The organism is Bacillus sp. 05T31 (assembly GCF_056396725.1).
The window spans coordinates 1-18,785 of sequence record NZ_JBFTMA010000015.1; the positions used below are offsets into that span (position 1 = coordinate 1).

The 18,785-nt window shown below is 35.8% G+C and carries 23 protein-coding genes and 1 pseudogene; 11 read left to right on the forward strand and 13 right to left on the reverse strand.

Annotated features, from left to right (window positions below; translation table 11 throughout):
• Positions 1-388 (forward strand): methionine adenosyltransferase domain-containing protein (locus AC1DJR_RS01990; RefSeq protein WP_477001932.1); only part of this gene is annotated, 388 nt, incomplete at its 5' end.
• A gap of 128 nt (positions 389-516) precedes the next feature.
• Here AC1DJR_RS01990 and AC1DJR_RS01995 read toward each other — a convergent pair.
• Together AC1DJR_RS01995 and AC1DJR_RS02000 are read right to left on the reverse strand one after the other, a co-directional pair.
• Positions 517-699, reverse strand: coding sequence for a hypothetical protein (locus tag AC1DJR_RS01995; RefSeq protein ID WP_341025923.1), 183 nt, complete (start codon positions 697-699; stop codon positions 517-519).
• A gap of 6 nt (positions 700-705) precedes the next feature.
• Positions 706-885 carry a hypothetical protein gene (locus AC1DJR_RS02000; RefSeq protein ID WP_328021041.1) on the reverse strand — a complete coding sequence of 60 codons (180 nt, stop codon included), beginning with the start codon at positions 883-885 and terminating at the stop codon, positions 706-708.
• A 237-nt stretch (positions 886-1,122) separates the two neighbouring features.
• On the opposite strand from AC1DJR_RS02000, the gene AC1DJR_RS02005 reads away from it, so the two are divergent.
• From AC1DJR_RS02005 to AC1DJR_RS02015, 3 genes are all read left to right on the forward strand, one after another.
• Positions 1,123-1,266: a hypothetical protein gene (locus tag AC1DJR_RS02005; protein WP_429686601.1), complete on the forward strand. Its 144-nt coding sequence runs from the start codon at positions 1,123-1,125 to the stop codon at positions 1,264-1,266.
• Between the two features lie 436 nt (positions 1,267-1,702).
• Positions 1,703-2,212 carry a MogA/MoaB family molybdenum cofactor biosynthesis protein gene (locus AC1DJR_RS02010; protein ID WP_429686602.1) on the forward strand — a complete coding sequence of 170 codons (510 nt, stop codon included), beginning with the start codon at positions 1,703-1,705 and terminating at the stop codon, positions 2,210-2,212.
• The gene (locus AC1DJR_RS02015) at positions 2,209-2,808 is read left to right on the forward strand and encodes a molybdenum cofactor guanylyltransferase (RefSeq protein ID WP_429686603.1); all 600 of its coding nucleotides are present in this window, start codon (positions 2,209-2,211) and stop codon (positions 2,806-2,808) included. Before AC1DJR_RS02010 ends, AC1DJR_RS02015 begins: the two co-directional genes overlap by 4 nt.
• Before the next feature lie 218 nt (positions 2,809-3,026).
• Here the strand turns inward: AC1DJR_RS02015 and AC1DJR_RS02020 are convergent, their stop codons facing one another.
• The 5 genes and pseudogenes from AC1DJR_RS02020 to AC1DJR_RS02040 form a co-directional block, all read right to left on the reverse strand.
• Positions 3,027-4,139 carry an RNA-guided endonuclease TnpB family protein gene (locus AC1DJR_RS02020; RefSeq protein ID WP_477001933.1) on the reverse strand — a complete coding sequence of 371 codons (1,113 nt, stop codon included), beginning with the start codon at positions 4,137-4,139 and terminating at the stop codon, positions 3,027-3,029.
• 11 nt (positions 4,140-4,150) lie between these two features.
• A pseudogene (locus AC1DJR_RS02025) lies at positions 4,151-4,334 on the reverse strand (IS200/IS605 family transposase); the annotation flags it as partial.
• Positions 4,335-4,337: 3 nt separating this feature from the next.
• The gene (locus tag AC1DJR_RS02030; protein ID WP_429691655.1) at positions 4,338-5,480 is read right to left on the reverse strand and encodes a glycosyltransferase family 4 protein; all 1,143 of its coding nucleotides are present in this window, start codon (positions 5,478-5,480) and stop codon (positions 4,338-4,340) included.
• Positions 5,481-5,492: 12 nt separating this feature from the next.
• The gene (locus AC1DJR_RS02035) at positions 5,493-6,026 is read right to left on the reverse strand and encodes a phosphatase PAP2 family protein (protein WP_429686605.1); all 534 of its coding nucleotides are present in this window, start codon (positions 6,024-6,026) and stop codon (positions 5,493-5,495) included.
• 145 nt (positions 6,027-6,171) lie between these two features.
• A complete protein-coding gene (locus AC1DJR_RS02040; protein ID WP_002015678.1) occupies positions 6,172-6,684 on the reverse strand; it encodes a gamma carbonic anhydrase in 513 nt (170 codons plus the stop codon).
• A gap of 74 nt (positions 6,685-6,758) precedes the next feature.
• Between AC1DJR_RS02040 and AC1DJR_RS02045 the strand changes: the two genes are divergently transcribed.
• Positions 6,759-7,562 carry a lysophospholipase gene (locus AC1DJR_RS02045; RefSeq protein ID WP_477001934.1) on the forward strand — a complete coding sequence of 268 codons (804 nt, stop codon included), beginning with the start codon at positions 6,759-6,761 and terminating at the stop codon, positions 7,560-7,562.
• Between the two features lie 37 nt (positions 7,563-7,599).
• Positions 7,600-8,664 (forward strand): tetraprenyl-beta-curcumene synthase family protein, encoded by a 1,065-nt coding sequence (locus AC1DJR_RS02050; RefSeq protein ID WP_477001938.1) that lies wholly within the window; start codon positions 7,600-7,602, stop codon positions 8,662-8,664.
• A 34-nt stretch (positions 8,665-8,698) separates the two neighbouring features.
• On the opposite strand, the gene AC1DJR_RS02055 is transcribed toward AC1DJR_RS02050, so the two are convergent.
• The 6 genes from AC1DJR_RS02055 to mnmL form a co-directional block, all read right to left on the reverse strand.
• The gene (locus AC1DJR_RS02055; RefSeq protein ID WP_477001935.1) at positions 8,699-10,000 is read right to left on the reverse strand and encodes a PepSY-associated TM helix domain-containing protein; all 1,302 of its coding nucleotides are present in this window, start codon (positions 9,998-10,000) and stop codon (positions 8,699-8,701) included.
• 155 nt (positions 10,001-10,155) lie between these two features.
• Positions 10,156-10,830, reverse strand: coding sequence for an aspartate/glutamate racemase family protein (locus AC1DJR_RS02060; RefSeq protein WP_429686608.1), 675 nt, complete (start codon positions 10,828-10,830; stop codon positions 10,156-10,158).
• 24 nt (positions 10,831-10,854) lie between these two features.
• Positions 10,855-11,535 (reverse strand): hypothetical protein, encoded by a 681-nt coding sequence (locus AC1DJR_RS02065; protein ID WP_002067629.1) that lies wholly within the window; start codon positions 11,533-11,535, stop codon positions 10,855-10,857.
• 18 nt (positions 11,536-11,553) lie between these two features.
• A complete protein-coding gene (locus AC1DJR_RS02070) occupies positions 11,554-12,387 on the reverse strand; it encodes an ABC transporter ATP-binding protein (RefSeq protein ID WP_429686609.1) in 834 nt (277 codons plus the stop codon).
• A gap of 185 nt (positions 12,388-12,572) precedes the next feature.
• Entirely contained in the window at positions 12,573-13,145 is a 573-nt protein-coding gene (mnmM, locus tag AC1DJR_RS02075; protein ID WP_477001936.1) for a tRNA 5-(aminomethyl)-2-thiouridylate-methyltransferase MnmM, read from the reverse strand.
• Entirely contained in the window at positions 13,142-14,101 is a 960-nt protein-coding gene (gene mnmL, locus AC1DJR_RS02080; protein WP_002167527.1) for a tRNA modification radical SAM protein MnmL/YtqA, read from the reverse strand. The genes mnmM and mnmL overlap by 4 nt, the downstream gene beginning before the upstream one ends.
• Before the next feature lie 111 nt (positions 14,102-14,212).
• Between mnmL and AC1DJR_RS02085 the strand changes: the two genes are divergently transcribed.
• From AC1DJR_RS02085 to AC1DJR_RS02105, 5 genes are all read left to right on the forward strand, one after another.
• Positions 14,213-14,476: a YtzC family protein gene (locus AC1DJR_RS02085; RefSeq protein ID WP_002089099.1), complete on the forward strand. Its 264-nt coding sequence runs from the start codon at positions 14,213-14,215 to the stop codon at positions 14,474-14,476.
• A 15-nt stretch (positions 14,477-14,491) separates the two neighbouring features.
• Positions 14,492-14,641, forward strand: a complete 150-nt coding sequence (locus AC1DJR_RS02090) for a hypothetical protein (RefSeq protein WP_001129345.1) — start codon at positions 14,492-14,494, stop codon at positions 14,639-14,641.
• Between the two features lie 136 nt (positions 14,642-14,777).
• Positions 14,778-15,800 (forward strand): DUF418 domain-containing protein, encoded by a 1,023-nt coding sequence (locus AC1DJR_RS02095; RefSeq protein WP_429686611.1) that lies wholly within the window; start codon positions 14,778-14,780, stop codon positions 15,798-15,800.
• A 239-nt stretch (positions 15,801-16,039) separates the two neighbouring features.
• Positions 16,040-16,801 carry an ABC transporter ATP-binding protein gene (locus tag AC1DJR_RS02100; RefSeq protein WP_477001937.1) on the forward strand — a complete coding sequence of 254 codons (762 nt, stop codon included), beginning with the start codon at positions 16,040-16,042 and terminating at the stop codon, positions 16,799-16,801.
• 17 nt (positions 16,802-16,818) lie between these two features.
• Entirely contained in the window at positions 16,819-18,678 is a 1,860-nt protein-coding gene (locus tag AC1DJR_RS02105) for an FtsX-like permease family protein (protein ID WP_429686613.1), read from the forward strand.
• The last annotated feature ends 107 nt before the right edge of the window (positions 18,679-18,785 follow it).

Here is an 18,785-nt window from a genome sequence, read left to right on the forward strand (position 1 = left end):
CCATGGCGGTGGTGCATTCTCTGGTAAAGATGCAACGAAAGTTGACCGTTCTGCAGCATATGCAGCTCGTTATGTTGCGAAAAACATCGTAGCAGCTGGTCTTGCTGACAAAGCAGAAGTACAACTTGCATACGCAATTGGCGTAGCACAACCAGTATCAATTTCAGTTGATACATTAGGCACTGGTAAAGTATCTGAAGACGTATTAGTAGAACTAGTTCGTAACAACTTCGATCTTCGCCCAGCTGGTATTATTAAAATGCTAGACTTACGTCGCCCAATTTACAAACAAACAGCAGCTTACGGCCACTTCGGACGTACTGATGTAGATCTTACATGGGAACGTACAGACAAAGCAGCTACTTTAAAAGAGCAAGCTGGTCTATAATATATGAAAAAAAAGCTTTGCGCGTGTCGCAAAGCTTTTTTTATTTGGTTTTATCCCGCATTAACTGCCCGTAAAAGCCCGATTGGTGAGGGCTAATAATCAGTGGGGAAGAACAAAATCCCCACTGATTAAAGTTTCACTTTATTTACTACTTGAATGCAAGAACTACAATAAACTTCCCCGTCTAGCTCAATATACTTCTTCATATTTGTCATACCACTTGCCGGAAATGGCATATGAATCCATGATTTTTCATACGTTTGTATTTCCTTTTTACATGATTTACAAAGGATGGGTTTCTTATGGAACATAGACGGTCACCCTTTCAGTTGACGCGCTTTTCCTGTGCAAAAAGCACTGCTCAGTAAAAATAGCGTTGCGAATATAATACTCACTAATGTAGCGTATGGAATCGCGCCTTTTAAGGAAAAGCCGACAGTGATGGAAGCAACAAATAAGAGGATGAATGTTGTTGTTAATTTTTTATAAAGTTCCATAGTAATTTAAGCTCCTTATTAAGAATTAATACGTTTGAAAACACAATTTTCTATGATGAGAAAATACATTATAATTAATTATAACATTCAAAATATTTCCGGGTATATATTTTTACTCATTTTAGTTTATACCAGGAATAGGGACGTGTTTTTAGTGATAATTAGGAATGTGAAGTCTAAAAAACGGTATGTTAATTTAAAGTGTGTAAAGACAATTTTTGAAGGGGGTATTTTGAAATGAATATATTTAATATTGTATCAAGAGTAATAGCGCTTGTATTATTAGGGATTATAACTATAGTTTTTATTAATCTAAATAAAATACTGACTAATATGGTGGAAATTTTAGGGGCTTTACTTAATGTATTAGGTGGTTCGTGAACCGAAGTTGAATTCCCGCTTAGGAGATATTTTTAGATGAAAAATTAGAAATTATTAGAGAAGGTTAATAATAAAAATTTGAGAAAGACACTTAGAGATGGTTAGGGTATTGACTCGACCATCTTTTTATTGTTGATTAATAAAATGCTACTGATATTTGTTATCCAAACCATTTTTATGTAAGATAAAAAATGATTTTCTAAGTGTGTAGTTTAAATAGATATATGGTTAATGAATTTAAGGGGAATGGCTATTTCTATCAATAAAAGTAATTATCTTACTTAATTGTAACATTTTTAATTATTTGGATTTTATTCTTAGTATCTTAAGAAAGTCATTATTAAGATAGGGTCACAATTTTTATTTTTTTACTTGTAACAGTATAAAGATACGTATAATAAAGTGAAGGGAAATTTTTAGGAGGGAAAGATGAGACATGAGCGTAACTGAACATAAAAAACAAGCTCCAAAAGAAGTGCGCTGCAAAATCGTGACGATTTCCGATACACGTACGGAAGAGACGGATAAGAGCGGACAACTATTACATGAATTATTAAAAGAAGCAGGACATAAAGTGACCTCTTATGAAATTGTGAAAGATGATAAAGAGAGTATTCAGCAGGCTGTGTTAGCTGGTTATCATAGGGAAGATGTTGATGTCGTGTTAACGAATGGCGGAACTGGTATTACGAAACGTGATGTAACGATTGAGGCAGTTTCAGTGTTATTAGATAAAGAAATTGTTGGATTTGGTGAGTTGTTCCGTATGATAAGTTACTTAGAAGATATCGGAAGTAGTGCAATGTTAAGTAGAGCAATCGGTGGTACAATCGGGTGTAAAGTTGTCTTTTCGATGCCAGGGTCTAGTGGAGCGGTTCGTCTTGCGATGAATAAGTTAATTTTACCGGAATTAGGTCATATTACATTTGAGTTGCATCGTCAATGAAAATTGCAGGAATTGTATTAGCTGGCGGACAGTCTAGTCGTTTCGGAGAACCGAAAGCATTGGCGATTTGGAAGGGAACTACTTTTGTTGAGCATATTGTGCAAGTAATGGAAAGTATTTTGCAAGATGTTGTTGTTATTAGTCATACTGATATAAAAGAGAGAGTAGAGCAATTAGTACAAGTTCCAGTTATAGAAGATATGTCGCACTATAAAGGAAATGGGCCACTTGCTGGAATAGTGTCAGGAATGGAATACATAGATTCAGATTGGTATATTATCATGCCTTGTGATGCACCGAACGTTTCAAATGAATGGATTACCATTTTATTAGAGCAAACGAGCGATGAATATGATGCTGTTATCCCTATTATTAATGGAAGAAAACAACCGTTACTTGCAGCGTAYCATAACCGCGTGAAAGAAAAGATTTATGCTTTGCTTCAAGAAGAAAAAAGAAGTATGGGCCAGCTTTTATCACAATGTAATGTGAAATATATTGCTGGTGAAGATGTACAAGCGAATGTAGATTGGTTTATAAATGTGAATACGAAAGAAGAATATGTGCAGGCTCAAAAAGACCTTTCAAATGAATGAAAGGTTTTTTGATATACAGAAATTGGAGAACAATTGCTGTATAAAGGTATGTGAGTAAGTTGATTTTAAGGGGATTTCGTGAAYTACCCGCCACTTAACGTCCTAAAGGAGTGTTTGAAGTGAGGGCTTCTCGGTTAATCATTACTTCTGATAGCTAACGAATTCGTCCTAAGACAGCCGAGCTAACTCCCTTGTTCCAAAGGTTATTTTATTACAATTTATGCTGACGCTAAAAGACGTATTGCTTCATTTTTGATATTGATGGCTGAGTTATAATCTCTATCGAGATTTACACCGCATATACAAGAATAGATTCGTTCAGACAATGTCAGACTTTTCACATTTCCACAGCTACTACATGTTTTTGTTGATGGAAACCATTTGTCTATTTTCACAAGTTGTTTTCCTTGTTCGTTTAGTTTATAAGTTAAGAAAGAAGTGAACATACCCCACCCATTATCAGCGACACTTTTTCCAAAATGAAGTGCTTGCGATATTCCTTTCATGTTTAGATCTTCAATAGCTACAACATCAAAATTGGCAGCTAACTTTTTAGACTCATGATGAAGAAAATTCTTACGTTGGTTAGCTACTTTCTCATGTAACGTAGCTACACGAATACGTTGTTTATTCCAACGTTCAGAACCTTTATTGCGTCTTGATAATACTCGTTGCGCCTTTGTTAATCGGTCTAACATGTTACGATAGAACTTAGGATAATTGGCTTTCTCATCCTCAGAACTGACGTATAATCCATCCATTGCAAAGTMTAATCCAACAACTGTTTCTACTTCTTTTTGTACAATCTCTTTTTCGTATTCAGTCAAGATKGACACATAGTATTTACCAGTAGGTGTCATAGAAATCGTACAAGACTTGATCATATAATCTTGTGGTATCTCTCTATGTTTTTTGATACGTACCATTTTCAGTTTTGGCAATTTGATATGACCATTAAGCAACAGAATATTACCGTTTACTACATTCGTTGTATAAGACTTTCTGTCCTTTTTACTTTTGAATGTTGGGAAGTYATTTTGACCACTAAAGAAATTCTTATAKGCAGTTTGCAAGTGTAGTTGAGCATTTGCCAAAGCTAATGAATCAACTTCTTTTAACCACTCAAATTCTGCTTTRTATTTCGCAGGRGTTGGARGCTTTTGTTTCTTTAGYTGTTSCTTATCATCTTTGTATTTTTCGTACGCTTCTTTTCGCTCAGCTAACATTCTATTGTACACGAAACGTACACAACCGAAGGTTTTACGTATAAGATTTGCTTGTTCTTCTGTTGGATACAACCGGAATTTATATGCTTTATTCTGCTTTGTCATATCATTTCACCTCACTTTTTACCTTGATTTTCAATATGTTTCTTTACTACGTCTATTGGCGAACTACCAGTAGTTAGTAAGCAAAAACTTCTTGACCAAAACATTTCTTTCTAAAGTTTTTTTCACTTGTGGAAAGTCTTTCTTGATTAGTTGAGAACTTGCACTTTTATAAGCATTAATAAATTTTGTCATTTCTTTTTAAGCGAGTAATTCTGATGCGGTGTGCTGAAGGACTGTTTCATATTGGTCAAGTAAGCCACGAAAGATTCCATCCCAGCTTTTTGATTGGGCATAAGACGAAGCCGCTATGCTCATTTGCATAAGTTGATCTTCATTTTGCAATAAAGAATTGATGGAGAATAGAAAGGAATCTGTATCTTTTGGTGGACAAAGAATTCCTGTTTTTCCATCTGTAATAATATTTTTAACCCCGCCACTATTTGCACCAATGACAGGTGTACCGCATGCAAATGATTCGAGTACGACATTTCCGAACGTTTCAGTAGCTGATGGAAATATCATCATATGAGAACAAGCATATGCTTCAGCTAAATCCGTGCCTTGTAAATATCCAGTAAAAGTGACATTTGTTTTCGGAACAGCTTCACGCAAATTTGTTGCTAGAGGCCCGTCTCCAGCGATGAGCCAATGAATATCGTCACGTTCTTTGTTTGTCGTTTGAATAAGTGTTTGAAGAGTATCGATATCTTTTTCAGGAGCAAGGCGCCCGACGTAGGAAAGAATATATTTCGCTGTAATATTATATTTTTTTCGGAATAGGTCTTTATTGTAAGTTGGATGAAAGAGAGTACAATCTACGCCACGTCCCCAAATATAGAGCTGTTGAAATCCTTTTTTCTTTAATTGATGTAATGTTTCAGGAGAAGGAACAAAGTTTTTTTGCATATGACTATGAAACCACCTTAAATAGTTCCATAGCATATTGGAGAGAAATTCGATTTTGTAATAACGTAAATAGGCGTCAAAATCAGTATGATAAGAACCGACAACTGGGATATTTAACTTTTGGGCATAATATAACCCACAAAGTCCCATATTGAAAGGCGTAGCGATGTGAATGATATCAGGTTTAAAGGCAAGAAGTTCCCGCTTAATGCGCGGAGTAGGAAAGGCAAAGCGACATTCTGGATATAATATTGTTAACGGGATACTTCTCATTTTGTTCACATTCGCTACGAAATTATCTTCTGCCGTATGCTGAGGGGCGAAAACAGAATAGGCGATCTTTTCTTTCTGAAAGTAACGTGTTAATCGTTCTAGTGTTTTCGCAACCCCGTTGACTTGTGGCGTAAAAGTATCGGTAAAAATGGCGACTCTCATCATATCACTCCTTTATGTGAAAAGTGGGATGAATTGATAAAAAGAGATGATGCCAGAGCAAGTGCCAAGGCACATGCCTACAAATACATCTGACGGATAATGAAGCCCTAAATAAATACGGGAAATACCGACGCATAATGCTAACGGTAATAGAAAAGCAAGCAAGTTTGGATTATAGCAAATAAATGGAATGAGGACAGAGAAAACAGCCGTTGTATGTCCGGATGGAAAAGAATGATCTTTTAAAGGCTGTACTGGATATTTCGCATCTTGAATTGTTAAATAAGGACGTTTTCGTGGATACCATCTTTTTAATATTTGCACAGGAATATGGCTAATTGTTAAAGAAATAGCAGTTGCAATTGCAGCTTGATGCAAATTCCCTGTTGCGAAAATTAAAAAGGATAGGGTAAGTGCAATGGAAAAACTTGCACCACCGATATGAGTAATATTGCTGAAAAAGATGTTTAATGTTTTTTGATCAAAGTAGCGATTAATTCCTTTGAAGATGTAACATTCTATTTTATATAGTCCACTGACCTTCATGAGATTTTTCCTCCCTCATTTACATATATATGGAGTTATTAACTTCTATTTTAATAAGATTTTATTGAGGGGATAATAAGGTTTTGTAAAGAAAAAGTTAGATTTTTTCATAAAAAAAGCTGCCAGTCTTATGGCAGCGATAAAATCACTTTTGTAACGATTTATAATATTGTCCTTTTTCAACGTATTGTGTGCGGATACGTTCCATATCTTTACGGTCTTCTTCTGTTAATTCGCGAATGACCTTCGCAGGGCGACCGAAAGCTAACGTATTAGGAGGGATTTTCTTTCCTTGTGAAACGAGACTACCAGCACCGATGAAAGCTCCTTCACCAATTTCAGCGCCATCTAATATGATAGATCCCATTCCGATTAAAGCATCTTTTTCAATTTTGCAGCTATGTAAAATAACTTGATGCCCAACGGTAACGTCATCTTCTAAAATAAGAGGATACTGGGGGCTTTGGTGAAGTGTACATTGATCTTGTACATTTACTCTATTTCCAATTATCGTTGGTGATACATCACCGCGTATGACTGTATTAAACCAAATGCTAGATTCTTCGCCAATTGTCACATCGCCTGTAATGGTAACATAGTCAGCGATAAAAGCACTACTCGCAATTTTCGGATTTTTTTCTTTGTAAGGGTATATCATGTAAAGCCTTCCTTTCCTAGAGACTAGTTTTAGTGTATCAAATTATGAGAAAGAGTGAAATGGAGGAGGTCCGTATGTGGAATTATGAAGCAGAGGAAGCGAAAGCTGTAGTCGTTATCGTGCACGGCGCAATGGAATATCACGGACGTTACGAAGCTATAGCGGAAATGTGGAATCATATCGGCTACCACGTTGTGATGGGAGACCTTCCATCACATGGAACGACTTCGAGAAATAGAGGACATATTGATTCATTTGATGAATACATAGAGGAAGTTAAATTATGGGTGAAAGAGGCAAGGAAGTATCGATTACCTATTTTTATATTTGGTCATAGTATGGGTGGTCTTATTGTCATTCGTATGATGCAAGAAACGAAGAGAGAAGATGTAGATGGTATTATTTTAAGTTCACCATGTTTAGGTGTATTAACTGGACCTTCTGCTCCGCTTCGAGCTGCCTCAAAAATATTAAATGTTGTTGCTCCAAAATTGCAATTTGCAACGAATCTTACAGTGGAAATGTCCACTCGTAATCATGAAGTTCGGGACGCGATGGAGAATGATTCATTGTTCTTGCGCAAAGTATCAGTACGTTGGTATAGTGAATTGATTAAGTCTATCGAAATTGCTCATAAAAAAATAGATGATTTTCCAGATGTTCCGCTCTTGCTAATGCAGGCGTGTGAGGATAAACTTGTAGATAAAACACGTGTCCGCATGTGGTTTGATAATGTTAAAATGAGTGATAAGGCTTTTAAAGAATGGCCGAATTGTTATCACGAGTTATTAAATGAGTATGAGCGTGATGAAATTTTGAATTATATTCAGTCATTTACTGAAATACACATCAATAACATAATAGAAACAAATAAGTAAATTATTTGTACATTGAATAGAGGAGATGAAGGAACAAGTGAACGTACCGAGTAATCCCATAACGCTCATGGCGAAAGTATACCGTGATGTGTTTCCGGTAGTACACCATGAGCTAGCGATGTGGAAAGAGCGTGCCTACCATATTCCGAATGACGAGCTTCATAGTCAGGCAATCGCAAGTATTGAGAATAAAACGTTTCATTGCGAGGGCGGTGGCATTTTAGCGCTACTAGCAAATGAACACCGAGAGGAATGTATTCGTTTTATCGTAGCTTATCAAACGATTAGCGACTATTTAGATAATTTATGTGATCGTAGTACATCACTTGACCCGAAAGACTTTGCGGCTCTTCATGAGTCGATGGTAATGGCATTAAGCCCTGAAGTTGAAGGGGGCGGTAACTATTATCGTTATCGTGATGATCAAGATGATGGTGGTTATTTAGATGAGCTTGTTGAAACATGTCAGGATGTTTTAAAGAAAACGAAGCATTATGMTAAAATTGCTCCAATTCTTCATGAACTTGCTTGTTATTATTGTGATTTGCAAATTCATAAACACGTGAAGTTAGAAGAAAGAGAACCACGCTTAAAAACATGGTTTGAAGCGCATAAAGAAAATTTACCACCGATGAGTTGGTTTGAATTTTCAGCATGTGCGGGTTCGACGCTTGGAATTTTCTGTCTTGTCGCATATGCATTTCATGATGAATTACATGATGAAGATATTGTGAAAATTAGACAAGGGTATTTTCCATACGTACAAGGACTTCACATTTTACTTGATTATTTCATCGATCAAGAAGAAGACCGTATCGGCGGAGATTTGAATTTCTGTAGTTATTATGAAAACGAGCAAGCTATATTAGATCGTATGAAACATTTTGTAGAAGAAGCAGAGAAGAGCATTGGTGATTTGCCTCATGCAAAGTTTCATCGTCTCATAAGCCGAGGATTACTTGGTATTTATTTATCAGATCAAAAAGTATCAGCGCAAAAGAATATGCACAAAATGGCACGGCGCATTGTAAAATACGGAGGGCTCACTTCACGATTCTTCTACTGGAACGGGAAGATGTACCGAAAGAAAATGGCGCAGTGATGAAGAAAACCACTCATGTTGAGTGGTTTTTTTATTATGATCGTATTTTTAAAAATACATATATGAGAAGTTCAATCGCGAAAATAACTAAAACAGATAGTCCGAATAAAGGCATGACAGCGCCTAGTATAACCATCATGATAAAGAAAATGAATGTGCTTTTCTTATCTCTTTGCTTAGGAGGTGCTGCTAATTTTCCTTTCGGTTTTCTCGCTAACCACATTTTTACTCCGTAATAAATAAGAAGTAATAAAGATAACGTCGTTAGTAAGCATAATATTTTATTTGGCCATCCGAATAAATGTCCTTCGTGAAGCGGGATACCGTAAGTGAACCATTGTGCAAATAATCCATAATCACGATAGTCCGTTTTCGAAATGAGTTCTCCGCTATATTGATCAAAGTAAGCTGTTATTTCTTCATTTGGTGCGACATGCATACCCGTAATACCGGAACCGCTTGATTTCGAAACGGTGAATACACCTTTCGGATCAGCCGGTAGTGAGATAACATATGGCTTCTTTATTTCAATTCCTTTTTGTAATTCATCGACAGAAATTGCTTTTGGCTCATTTGAATTCGATTCAGGAGGAGCTTCTTTTCTTGTTGCCCACGGCAATTCTTTTACCTTTGATTCAGGCGGTGCCATATACAACTTTGGATATCCAATCGATTCATTCGACGATGCGATTTTATAAATTTGGTTACCCATAAATCCTGACCAMGGYAAWCCWGATGCRACTAAMARAACGAGWGGAATTGTAAATATAATACCGATAATAGAATGACGTCGTTTTGCYTTTTCTCGCTTATTGGATGCTGGTGTGTTTTTGAAYTGGCGTATACTCATATACAAMCCRGTWAMAATTAAAAAGATTGTCCAGCATGCCGCAAGCTCTACAATGTAGTTAACGACAGTACCACCAACTAAAAGAGAACTATGTAATTCACGCATTATATTGGCAAACGTTTCAGCTGCATTTTGATCCCCAACAATTTGATTATTGCTATCTAAATACACAAATTTTTGCTTTCCTGTATATTCATTAGCAATGGTAAGTCTCGTATTATAATCCCCATTAAACTCACTAATTTTCGCCACACTATAATGTGGATATTTTTTCTCTGTTAAGAAAAGCGAATCAGCCATCGAAATAGACTCTGTTTGGGCGCTCTTCCCAAAATATAAATCTTTATAGATGAAATCTTCAACTTCCTCCCGAAATAAATACMCAATTCCGCTCAGTGACAATGTAATAAGAAGCGGCGTAATAAAAAGCCCGGCGTAAAAATGCCACCTCCAAAAAATATAATGAAGCGAACGATTTTGTTTCATACTTCAGTTCCCCTAACCTTCCCTATATGAATAAACTACTTATTTAATATAGCGAGATTAAGTGTGATTACTTTGAAAGAATTGTGAAAAAAGTTAAAAGTTTTGGTTGTTTTTATCAAACATAAAACACATTTTAAAAAGGATGTGTTCTATGTTTATGAAGACTTTTTTATATTTGATGCATAGATCCTAACAACTGCTTTCGCAAGACATTGAGCGGAATCAACAAAGTCCTCACTCACCACCACATTCAAATCGGTACATGCGATAATAGCGGTATCTACTTCGTCTTTTAACTGTAAAACGAGCAGACTCCATAATTTACGAGCTTCCTCAATTTCTAAGCCTTTAATACAAGTAATAATTTGATTAATCATTTCTTGCCATTGTTCATTATGAATGTACTCTATATCACGTTTTGTAATTCCATCTTGGTAAATACTTGCTTGAACAGTCGCTTCTGTTGCAAGAAGAGCGACTCTTTTTGTATTTTCAGGAATTGCTTTTAACGTCTCATCGACTATATTCAAAATAGGAATGGTAATAGAACGCTGTAATTCCTCGAAATAAAGATGCGCTGTATTACATGGCATTGCGATGAAATCTACACCAGTACTTTCAAGTTTTTGCGCTCCTTCAATAATCGCTTTTTTCATCGCCGCATGATCAATAGGGCGATCCATATAAAACGGTGTTGGGCACGAATAAATCATCATATGAGGAAAGTCCATATCATGCTTTGCGCCATATATTGTTTGGCACTCTGCTACAACTGTATCGACGAATGGTCCGGTTGATTTTGGACCCATTCCTGCTAGTATTCCAATCATTGTTTAGTCCCCTTTAATATGTAATCAAAAACGTTTTCTGCGAACGAGAAAAAGAAATAAAGTAAGTAATAAAAATGAATATACGATAGCCCAAGCTGTAAGCCATAGAGTATGAGTAAGTATATTATATTTGTATTGTCCAAGCATTATAAAGCTTTCGACAGGTGGTAAAAACCATAGTAACTCTTTTTTTAACCGGATTGAGGCAATCGTCATAAGTAATATAAATGTAAGACTAAGCCAAGCGGTGCTTGCTTTTTGAATAATATTTCTAGTAAATAATGTTGCGATTGAAATTCCTAGTATAGATAAAGACATGTGAGCGAGAAATCCGACTAGAAATAAAGAAGCTGTCATTTTTTCATTAAACATTTGCAAAATAATTGGATAGATTACGGATATAAAAGATAAAACAGTACAAATAAGAAGAGCCGTAATATATTTACCAACGTATAATGCCGAAATATTATTTGTATGTGAAATAGTGATTTGTTCTTGTACAGGATCTTCAGTATGAAAAATTGTGACTGTAATCCAGGCAGATAATAAATAAAGTGCGAGTGCTGTTTCTAAGTATGTCGGTACAATGGGAGTTGGTTTATATGTATATACAAAAAGTAAGCTTATGCAGTACATCGCAATAGGAGGAATGTACTTATACGATTTTGTGTAGTCGAGAAAATGGTAACGAATAAGCGCAAACATAATAAACCTTCTTTCGATTTAAAAATTAGGCTGTAGCAGTGTGATAGATGCTTTTTTATGTAATAAAAACTGAAGCATTTCGTTTGTATATTCCTTTTCGATTTGTAATTGAATGAGGTTTTGACTTGAATTGTGTGTAACTTGTATAAATCCTGATTGCTTTTGTAGTTCTATAGCTGAAAATGTTTCGTGAACAATTGCCTCAATATAGACCTGTTCTGTTGATTTTTGCACAGAGGTATCTTCCGCAATTGTATGATTTGCTAATGTCACAATTCTATCGGCGAAGTTTTCTAGTAGTTGTTTTTCGTGACATGTGAAGAGTATAGATATGCCTTGTTGTTTTAATGAGAGTAAAATATGCTCTAATTCTTGCTGAGAGTTAGGATCGAGCCCAGAAAGAGGTTCATCTAGAATTAATAAATGGACGTCCGTAAGTAATGCTTGTATAATGCCTGTTTTTTGTTTCATACCTTTTGAAAAGTTTCGTACAACGTAATGCTTTGCATGATGTAGATGAAAAGATTCAAGGAGCATCGGAATTTTATTTCTTAAATATTTTGTTGATAAACCGTGAATGTGGCCGAGATGATATAAATAATCCTCTAATGTAAAACGAATTCCTTCAGGAAAATGTTCAGGGACATAACCGATTTGTATATGTTCTTTTCTTTGAAGTGTCCCTGCCGTAGGTGGAATAAAGCCTGCAATTATTTTGAGTAAAGTACTTTTTCCAGTCCCGTTCTCACCAATAATAGCGAGTGCTTCTCCTTCTGGAATGGATAAATCGATGTTGTCTAGTATAAGTGATTTGCCATATTTCTTTTGAATTCCCTTTAGTTCTACTAGCAAAGTTCTATCCTTCTTTCTTCAAATATTGTATACATCCATTATATAGGAGAATAAGAAAAAGACGTGCAATGAGTGCACGTCTTTTTTTGTTATGTTTTGTCGAACAATCGATATATCTGAAAAATCGTTGATATAATTATCCCGCTATTTGCCGGACAGTAAACCTCACTGATTAAAGTTTCACTTTATCGCTTCTCAATCGCCACAATAAATGGCGGGTTATTTTGCTGGTTAATGAAGCCGTATCGCAAAACGTGAGCTTGTTTTTGATCTAGTTCTTCTGCAAATTTRAGWACAGCGTCGCGTTCTACTTGTCCTTCTGGATGWCCGTGATAAATRACAAGGACGATGATACCYTCWGGTGCCATTACKYCTAGTAATTGTTCGATAGCCGAGAGAGTTGAGTTCGGTTTTGTGACGATATGCTTGTCACCGCCTGGAAGGTAACCTAAGTTGAAAATTGCGCCCGTTACTTTTCCTTTTGCATCTTCTGGTAATACGGATAAGAGTGTGTCGTGACTGTCGTGAACTAAAACAGTGCGTTCGAAAAGTTCTTTTTCTTTTAGGCGGATAGTAGAGCTTTCGATTGCTTCTTTTTGAATATCAAATCCAAATACTTTTCCGTTATCCCTAACGATTTCAGCTAGGAAGCAAGTATCATGTCCATTGCCGAGCGTTGCATCTACAGCGTAATCGCCTTCTTTTACTGCCGTTTGCAGCAGTGTGCGAGCAAACGGTAATACACGTTCTAATTTCATTTTTGTTTCTCCTCATTTGCATATTTTCCTTGCCAGCTTCCGCGGCGTACAAATTCTGCATCGATGGAATTTAATACTTCCCATTTATTTAAGCTCCACATTGGGCCAATCATTAAATCAGGCGGACCGTCACCTGTGATGCGGTGCACAATTACATCTTCTGGAATAATTTCAAGTTGGTCAACAACGAGACTTACGTAATCTTCAAGAGAAAGGAACTCGAGTTGTCCTTTTTCATATTGCTTCACCATTGGCGTACCTTTTAATAAATGAAGTAAATGAATTTTAATTCCTTGTACGTCAAGTTTTGCTACTTCACGAGTTGTTTCCATCATCATGTCGTAATCTTCAAGTGGAAGACCGTTAATAATATGAGAGCACACTCTAATGCCATGTTTGCGTAATTTATTTACGCCTTCCACATAAGATGGATAATCGTGAGCACGGTTAATAAGATTTGCAGTGCGTTCATGAACAGTTTGTAGTCCGAGTTCAACCCAAAGGTACGTACGTTTATTTAAGTCCGCTAAATATTCAACGACATCGTCTGGTAAACAATCTGGACGAGTTGCGATAGAAAGACCGACAACGTCTTTTTCTGCTAGAAGCGGTTCGAATTTTTCTTTTAAGACTTCAAGTGGTGCATGTGTATTTGTGTAAGCTTGAAAATAAGCGATACATTTTCCGTCTTTCCACTTTGAGTGCATTTTTTCTTTCATTTCATGATACTGCGTTATAACATCATCGCGGCGATCGCCAGCGAAGTCACCAGATCCAGCAGCACTACAAAACGTGCAACCACCGTAAGCAACCGTACCGTCACGGTTCGGGCAATCAAAGCCAGCATCTAATGAAACTTTAAAGATTTTTTCACCAAATTCATTTCGTAAGTGATAATTCCATGTATGATAACGTTTATTGTCRTTTGTATATGGAAAAGGGTTTTGAACCTTCATTATTTTCCCTCCTAAGACGAGTCAAAATGAAACAAAATCCATTATAACATACTCATAAGGTTCATATGGAAGGGACACACTAAAGGGGAATTGAAGCAAGGAGGGACARTTATGGCAGAGCGTCAATCACTTGAAGAGTATATTACACAGGCAGAACAAGCGGTGGAATATGCGAAAGAACAATTAGACCAAGGCATGAGACARGAGCATTACAATACGATGGAGTATTCRGATGCTCAGTTACAATTAGAACAAGCATATAACGACTTACAAACTATGCAGCAACATGCGAATGATGAGCAGCGTGAGCAGTTAAATAGAGCACGTATGGCAATTCGCCAATTGCAACATCAAATGATTATTACACCGCACTAATAAGGAGTGAATGTAATGGCGAAACGTTCAGATCAAAATAATCCAGAGCAAAAAACGCAAAATGGACATAACGCTGAATTTTCAAATGAACTTGATCCAGTTGTTCAAGTGAAACAGCGTAATAGTAAAAAGGGACAACCTCAAAGATCGAAGCAATCAGAGTAAACCAGGTCGCAGTATGACCTGGTTTTATTTTGTTATATGACAATAATGTAAGATTTCTGTAAGGTTTTCTGATATTTGTAAGCTTACTTTTCCAGTAGAGTAAGGGAGGATTTAATTTWGGACAAGGAGTTGYATTATGGGGAACAATATTACAAACAAACGAATTGATGAGTTAGATTACATTCGTGGCTTCGCATTACTGGGGATTATTTTAGTAAATATTTTGGCGTTACTTAATATTAAAGTTCCAGACCCTAATACAGTGGATGCAAGTTATCAAAGGTTTCTATACTTATTTGTAGAAGGTCGTTTCTTCTCAATCTTTTCATTCTTATTTGGAGTAGGATTCTATATCTTCATCACAAGAGCGATTGCAAAAGGGAAGAATGGATATGTTTTATTTTTACGCCGCTTAGTTGCACTATTTATYTTTGGTTTGATTCATCAAATGTTTCAGCCYGGRGAAGCACTAGCKTTATACGCAATTTGTGGATTAGTCACTTTACCATTTTATAAAGTGAAGAAGCAAATAAATTTRGTAATCGGTCTTATTCTTACGATAGTTTTTAGTATTATGGCAGCTAAGGAATTATTACCATTAGGTTTAATTTTATTAGGTCTTGCTGCAGGACAGTACAAAGTATTTGAAAATCTTTCAGCGAAAATAAAGCAAGTCGCTATTTTTACAGGAGCTATGTTTGTTTTAAGTGTGATAGCTTTATGGTATCAATATGGGCACGTTCCTGCTAATCCATTTGTAAATATGATACTTATGACTGAGGATGGAACAATGGATGCTGCAGGTCAGTTTTTAAAAATTGGTGTTACAGTTGGACCAATTATTTCAGCTTTCTACGTCGGAGCATTAATTTTGCTACTTCAATTAAAACCAGTTCAAACTTTGTTAGCGCCACTGAAATAYTATGGTCGTATGGCTTTAACAAATTATATTGGACAAACTGCAATGATTTTAATTGCAGGCAGTGTATTTAATTTTGCAGGAAACTTAACGTACATGCAGACGCTATATGTGTGTATCGCAATTTATGCAATTCAAATTATTTTCAGTGTGATTTGGATGAAAATCTTTAAAATGGGTCCATTAGAATGGATTTGGCGTGTTATTACGTATTGGACGGTAACGCCTTTAAAGAAATAAGAGTAGGAAATAGGCTGTTCCACATGCGAAACAGCCTATTTTTATTGTCATCTTTTGTCGGTAAGTCGATATATTTGAAAAATCGCTGATAAAATTGCATTTACTAATGAAAAAACTAAGCTTACATGCTCAGTTTTTTTTCTTACAAAAGTGTAAGGTAATTGTAATGTTAATAAATAGCAGTTCACCTCCAAAAGGCGCAAAATAGGTAATGGAAAAACAAGCGTAGGAGGATATATATGACGAAACCAGTTGTAGACGTGAAAAACGTTCAAAAAGTGTACGGTAAAAAAGGTGAGAACCAATCACACGCGTTAAAAGGTGTTTCATTCTCAATTCAAGAGGGTGAGTTTGTTGGAATTATGGGACCATCTGGTTCTGGTAAAACGACATTATTAAATGTAATTTCAACGCTTGATAAAGCAACGGGCGGCGTTGTTGAAATTGCGGGTACGGATATTACGAAAATGAAGCAAGGTGAGCTTTCTGATTTCCGTTCGCAAAAGTTAGGATTCATTTTCCAAGACTTCAACTTATTAGAGAACTTAWCTATTTATGAGAACATTGCACTTCCACTTTCACTTCAAGGTGTTTCATCACGTAATATTGGACCGAAAGTAGAGAAAGTAGCGGATATGTTAGGGATTACAGAAATTCTTCAAAAGTATCCAACTGAAGTATCCGGTGGACAGAAACAACGTTCAGCAGCAGCACGTGCACTAGTGCATGAGCCGGCAATTATTTTAGGAGACGAGCCAACAGGAGCTCTTGATTCGAAAAATGCAGCAAGTTTACTTGATGCGATGACAAACTTAAATGAAGAACAAGGCGTATCTATTATGATGGTTACACATGATCCATATAGTGCAAGTTACTGTCAGCGTATTTTATTCATTCAAGATGGTGAGCTATATAAAGAAATTCACCGCGGTGGTACGCGTGAAGAATTTTATAAAGAAATTTTAGATGTGCTTGCGGACTTAGGCACACAAAAAGCGTAAGAAGGGAGGTCTAGGGCATGTTATTTAAACTTTCCATGTCRGGGCTGAAGAGTAAGCTGAAAGATTATATCGTCTTACTTGTTGGTCTTGTCATGTCTATYTCAATTTTTTATATGTTCCAAACGTTAGCGCTGAATAAAGCGTTTATCGAATCCAATTCTGTTATTAAGTCTATTGGTTTCGTATTCCAAGCAGGTTCATTTTTATTAGCAATTATAACGTTCTTCTACATTTTATATGCAAACTCTTTCTTATTATCTCTTCGTCAAAAAGAGTTTGGTATGTACATGATGTTAGGTGCAAAAAAGCATAAAGTTACATTACTTATGTTTATTGAAACGATTGTATTAGGTGCTGCGTCTCTTGCGATTGGACTTACAGTTGGTGTAGGACTTGCAGAAGGTATCGGACAGTTATTAATGAAACAATTAGAATTTGCTGGTGAAGGCTATAAGGCATTTTATCTACCATCTATGACTGTTACTTGCATTTTCTTCTTTGCATTATTTGTATTATCAGCAATTATGAACAGTATTAAGTTATCACGTATTTCAGTACTGCAACTTGTACATGCAGATGCACAAACAGAACGTGTTGCGGTAAAAGGAAAAATGACAGGTGTCGTTGCAATCCTTGCTGTTATTTTATTAGGAATTGGCTATGCATCAATGATTTACATGGAAAAACTAAGAGAAATGGGAATCCTTATTGCATTAATTACAACAACAACTGGTACTTACATGCTATTTGGATCACTTCTCCCAGTTATCATTAGAAAGTTAAAGAGTAATAAAAAGCGTAGTGAAAAAGGACTTAATGCTTTTACGTTTGCACAATTAAACTTCCGTATTAATAGTTTAACGAAAGTGCTTGCAACAGTAGCGATGTTAGTTGCTCTTGGAGCTGGTGCAATTTCAGGTGGTATGGCGTTTAAAAATAACGTTATAAAAATGGTTGATGGTTTAGTAATATATGATTCAGTTGTTCATAATCCTACAGCTGAAGAAAAGAAAATTATAGATGGTATTCCATTTAAAGAGAAAAATGAATATCGTTACAAAGTTGATGATAAATACGTTTACTATGTAAAAGAAGACTTAGAGAAAAATCGTCCTTTCGTAAAAGATATGGCAAATATGAAGTCAATGAAGGATTTAGTGAATACGAAAAAAGTTTCAGAGGAACTACCAGTAGGTGCAGTTTCTAGAGAAATGAATGAAAAAGATGCGAACACTAAAGAACTTCCAGAAGAATGGGATGAGGCTTTCAGAACAATCCAACCATTTTACGTATATGAGAATCATGCAATTAAAATTGTAGATCAGAAAATGTATGATACTGTAAGTGGTAAAGAAGGAATCGTATTTACAGGAAAAACAGATGATTTTGTAGCATACACAAAAGAATGGAAAAAACTTGACGAGTTGCAGCTAGATAAATATAAAAATGTAAAAGCTGAAAGATTAGATAGTAAATATCAAGCTTACGACATGTTCTACGGCGTTGCGAGTGGAACAGTGTTTATGGGCTTCTTCCTTGGAATTGCTTTCTTAGCGATGATGGCAAGTTGCTTAATGTTTAAAATTCTTTCTGGTGCATCCAAAGATATTACGCGTTATCAAATGCTTCGTAAAATCGGTGTGCGCCGTGAGTTATTAACGAAATCGATTTATAAAGAGTTATTCTTAGTATTCTTATTCCCAGCTATTGTAGGTATCGCTCACGTATTAGTTGGTATGAATATTTTTGGATTTATCTTAGTTGATCCGTACTTCCGTATTTGGTTACCGATAATAATTTTCGTAGTCATTTACGCGATTTATTACTTCATTACAGTTCAATTGTATAAAGGAATTGTTCTTCCGAAAGAAGATTAATAAAAAACCGAGCGAAACTGCTCGGTTTTTATTATTTTCAGATAAAATACTTTTAAGTTACTAAAATATATAATATAAATAAGTAACATAATATAAAAGTGTCAGAA

Coding starts and splice junctions, on each gene's coding strand:
- AC1DJR_RS01995 (WP_341025923.1), bottom strand. CDS start 699: ATGTTCCATAAGAAACCCATCCTTTGTAAATCATGTAAAAAGGAAATA.
- AC1DJR_RS02000 (WP_328021041.1), bottom strand. CDS start 885: ATGGAACTTTATAAAAAATTAACAACAACATTCATCCTCTTATTTGTT.
- AC1DJR_RS02005 (WP_429686601.1), top strand. CDS start 1,123: ATGAATATATTTAATATTGTATCAAGAGTAATAGCGCTTGTATTATTA.
- AC1DJR_RS02010 (WP_429686602.1), top strand. CDS start 1,703: ATGAGCGTAACTGAACATAAAAAACAAGCTCCAAAAGAAGTGCGCTGC.
- AC1DJR_RS02030 (WP_429691655.1), bottom strand. CDS start 5,480: ATGAGAGTCGCCATTTTTACCGATACTTTTACGCCACAAGTCAACGGG.
- AC1DJR_RS02035 (WP_429686605.1), bottom strand. CDS start 6,026: ATGAAGGTCAGTGGACTATATAAAATAGAATGTTACATCTTCAAAGGA.
- AC1DJR_RS02040 (WP_002015678.1), bottom strand. CDS start 6,684: ATGATATACCCTTACAAAGAAAAAAATCCGAAAATTGCGAGTAGTGCT.
- AC1DJR_RS02045 (WP_477001934.1), top strand. CDS start 6,759: ATGTGGAATTATGAAGCAGAGGAAGCGAAAGCTGTAGTCGTTATCGTG.
- AC1DJR_RS02060 (WP_429686608.1), bottom strand. CDS start 10,830: ATGATTGGAATACTAGCAGGAATGGGTCCAAAATCAACCGGACCATTC.
- AC1DJR_RS02065 (WP_002067629.1), bottom strand. CDS start 11,535: ATGTTTGCGCTTATTCGTTACCATTTTCTCGACTACACAAAATCGTAT.
- AC1DJR_RS02090 (WP_001129345.1), top strand. CDS start 14,492: ATGGCGAAACGTTCAGATCAAAATAATCCAGAGCAAAAAACGCAAAAT.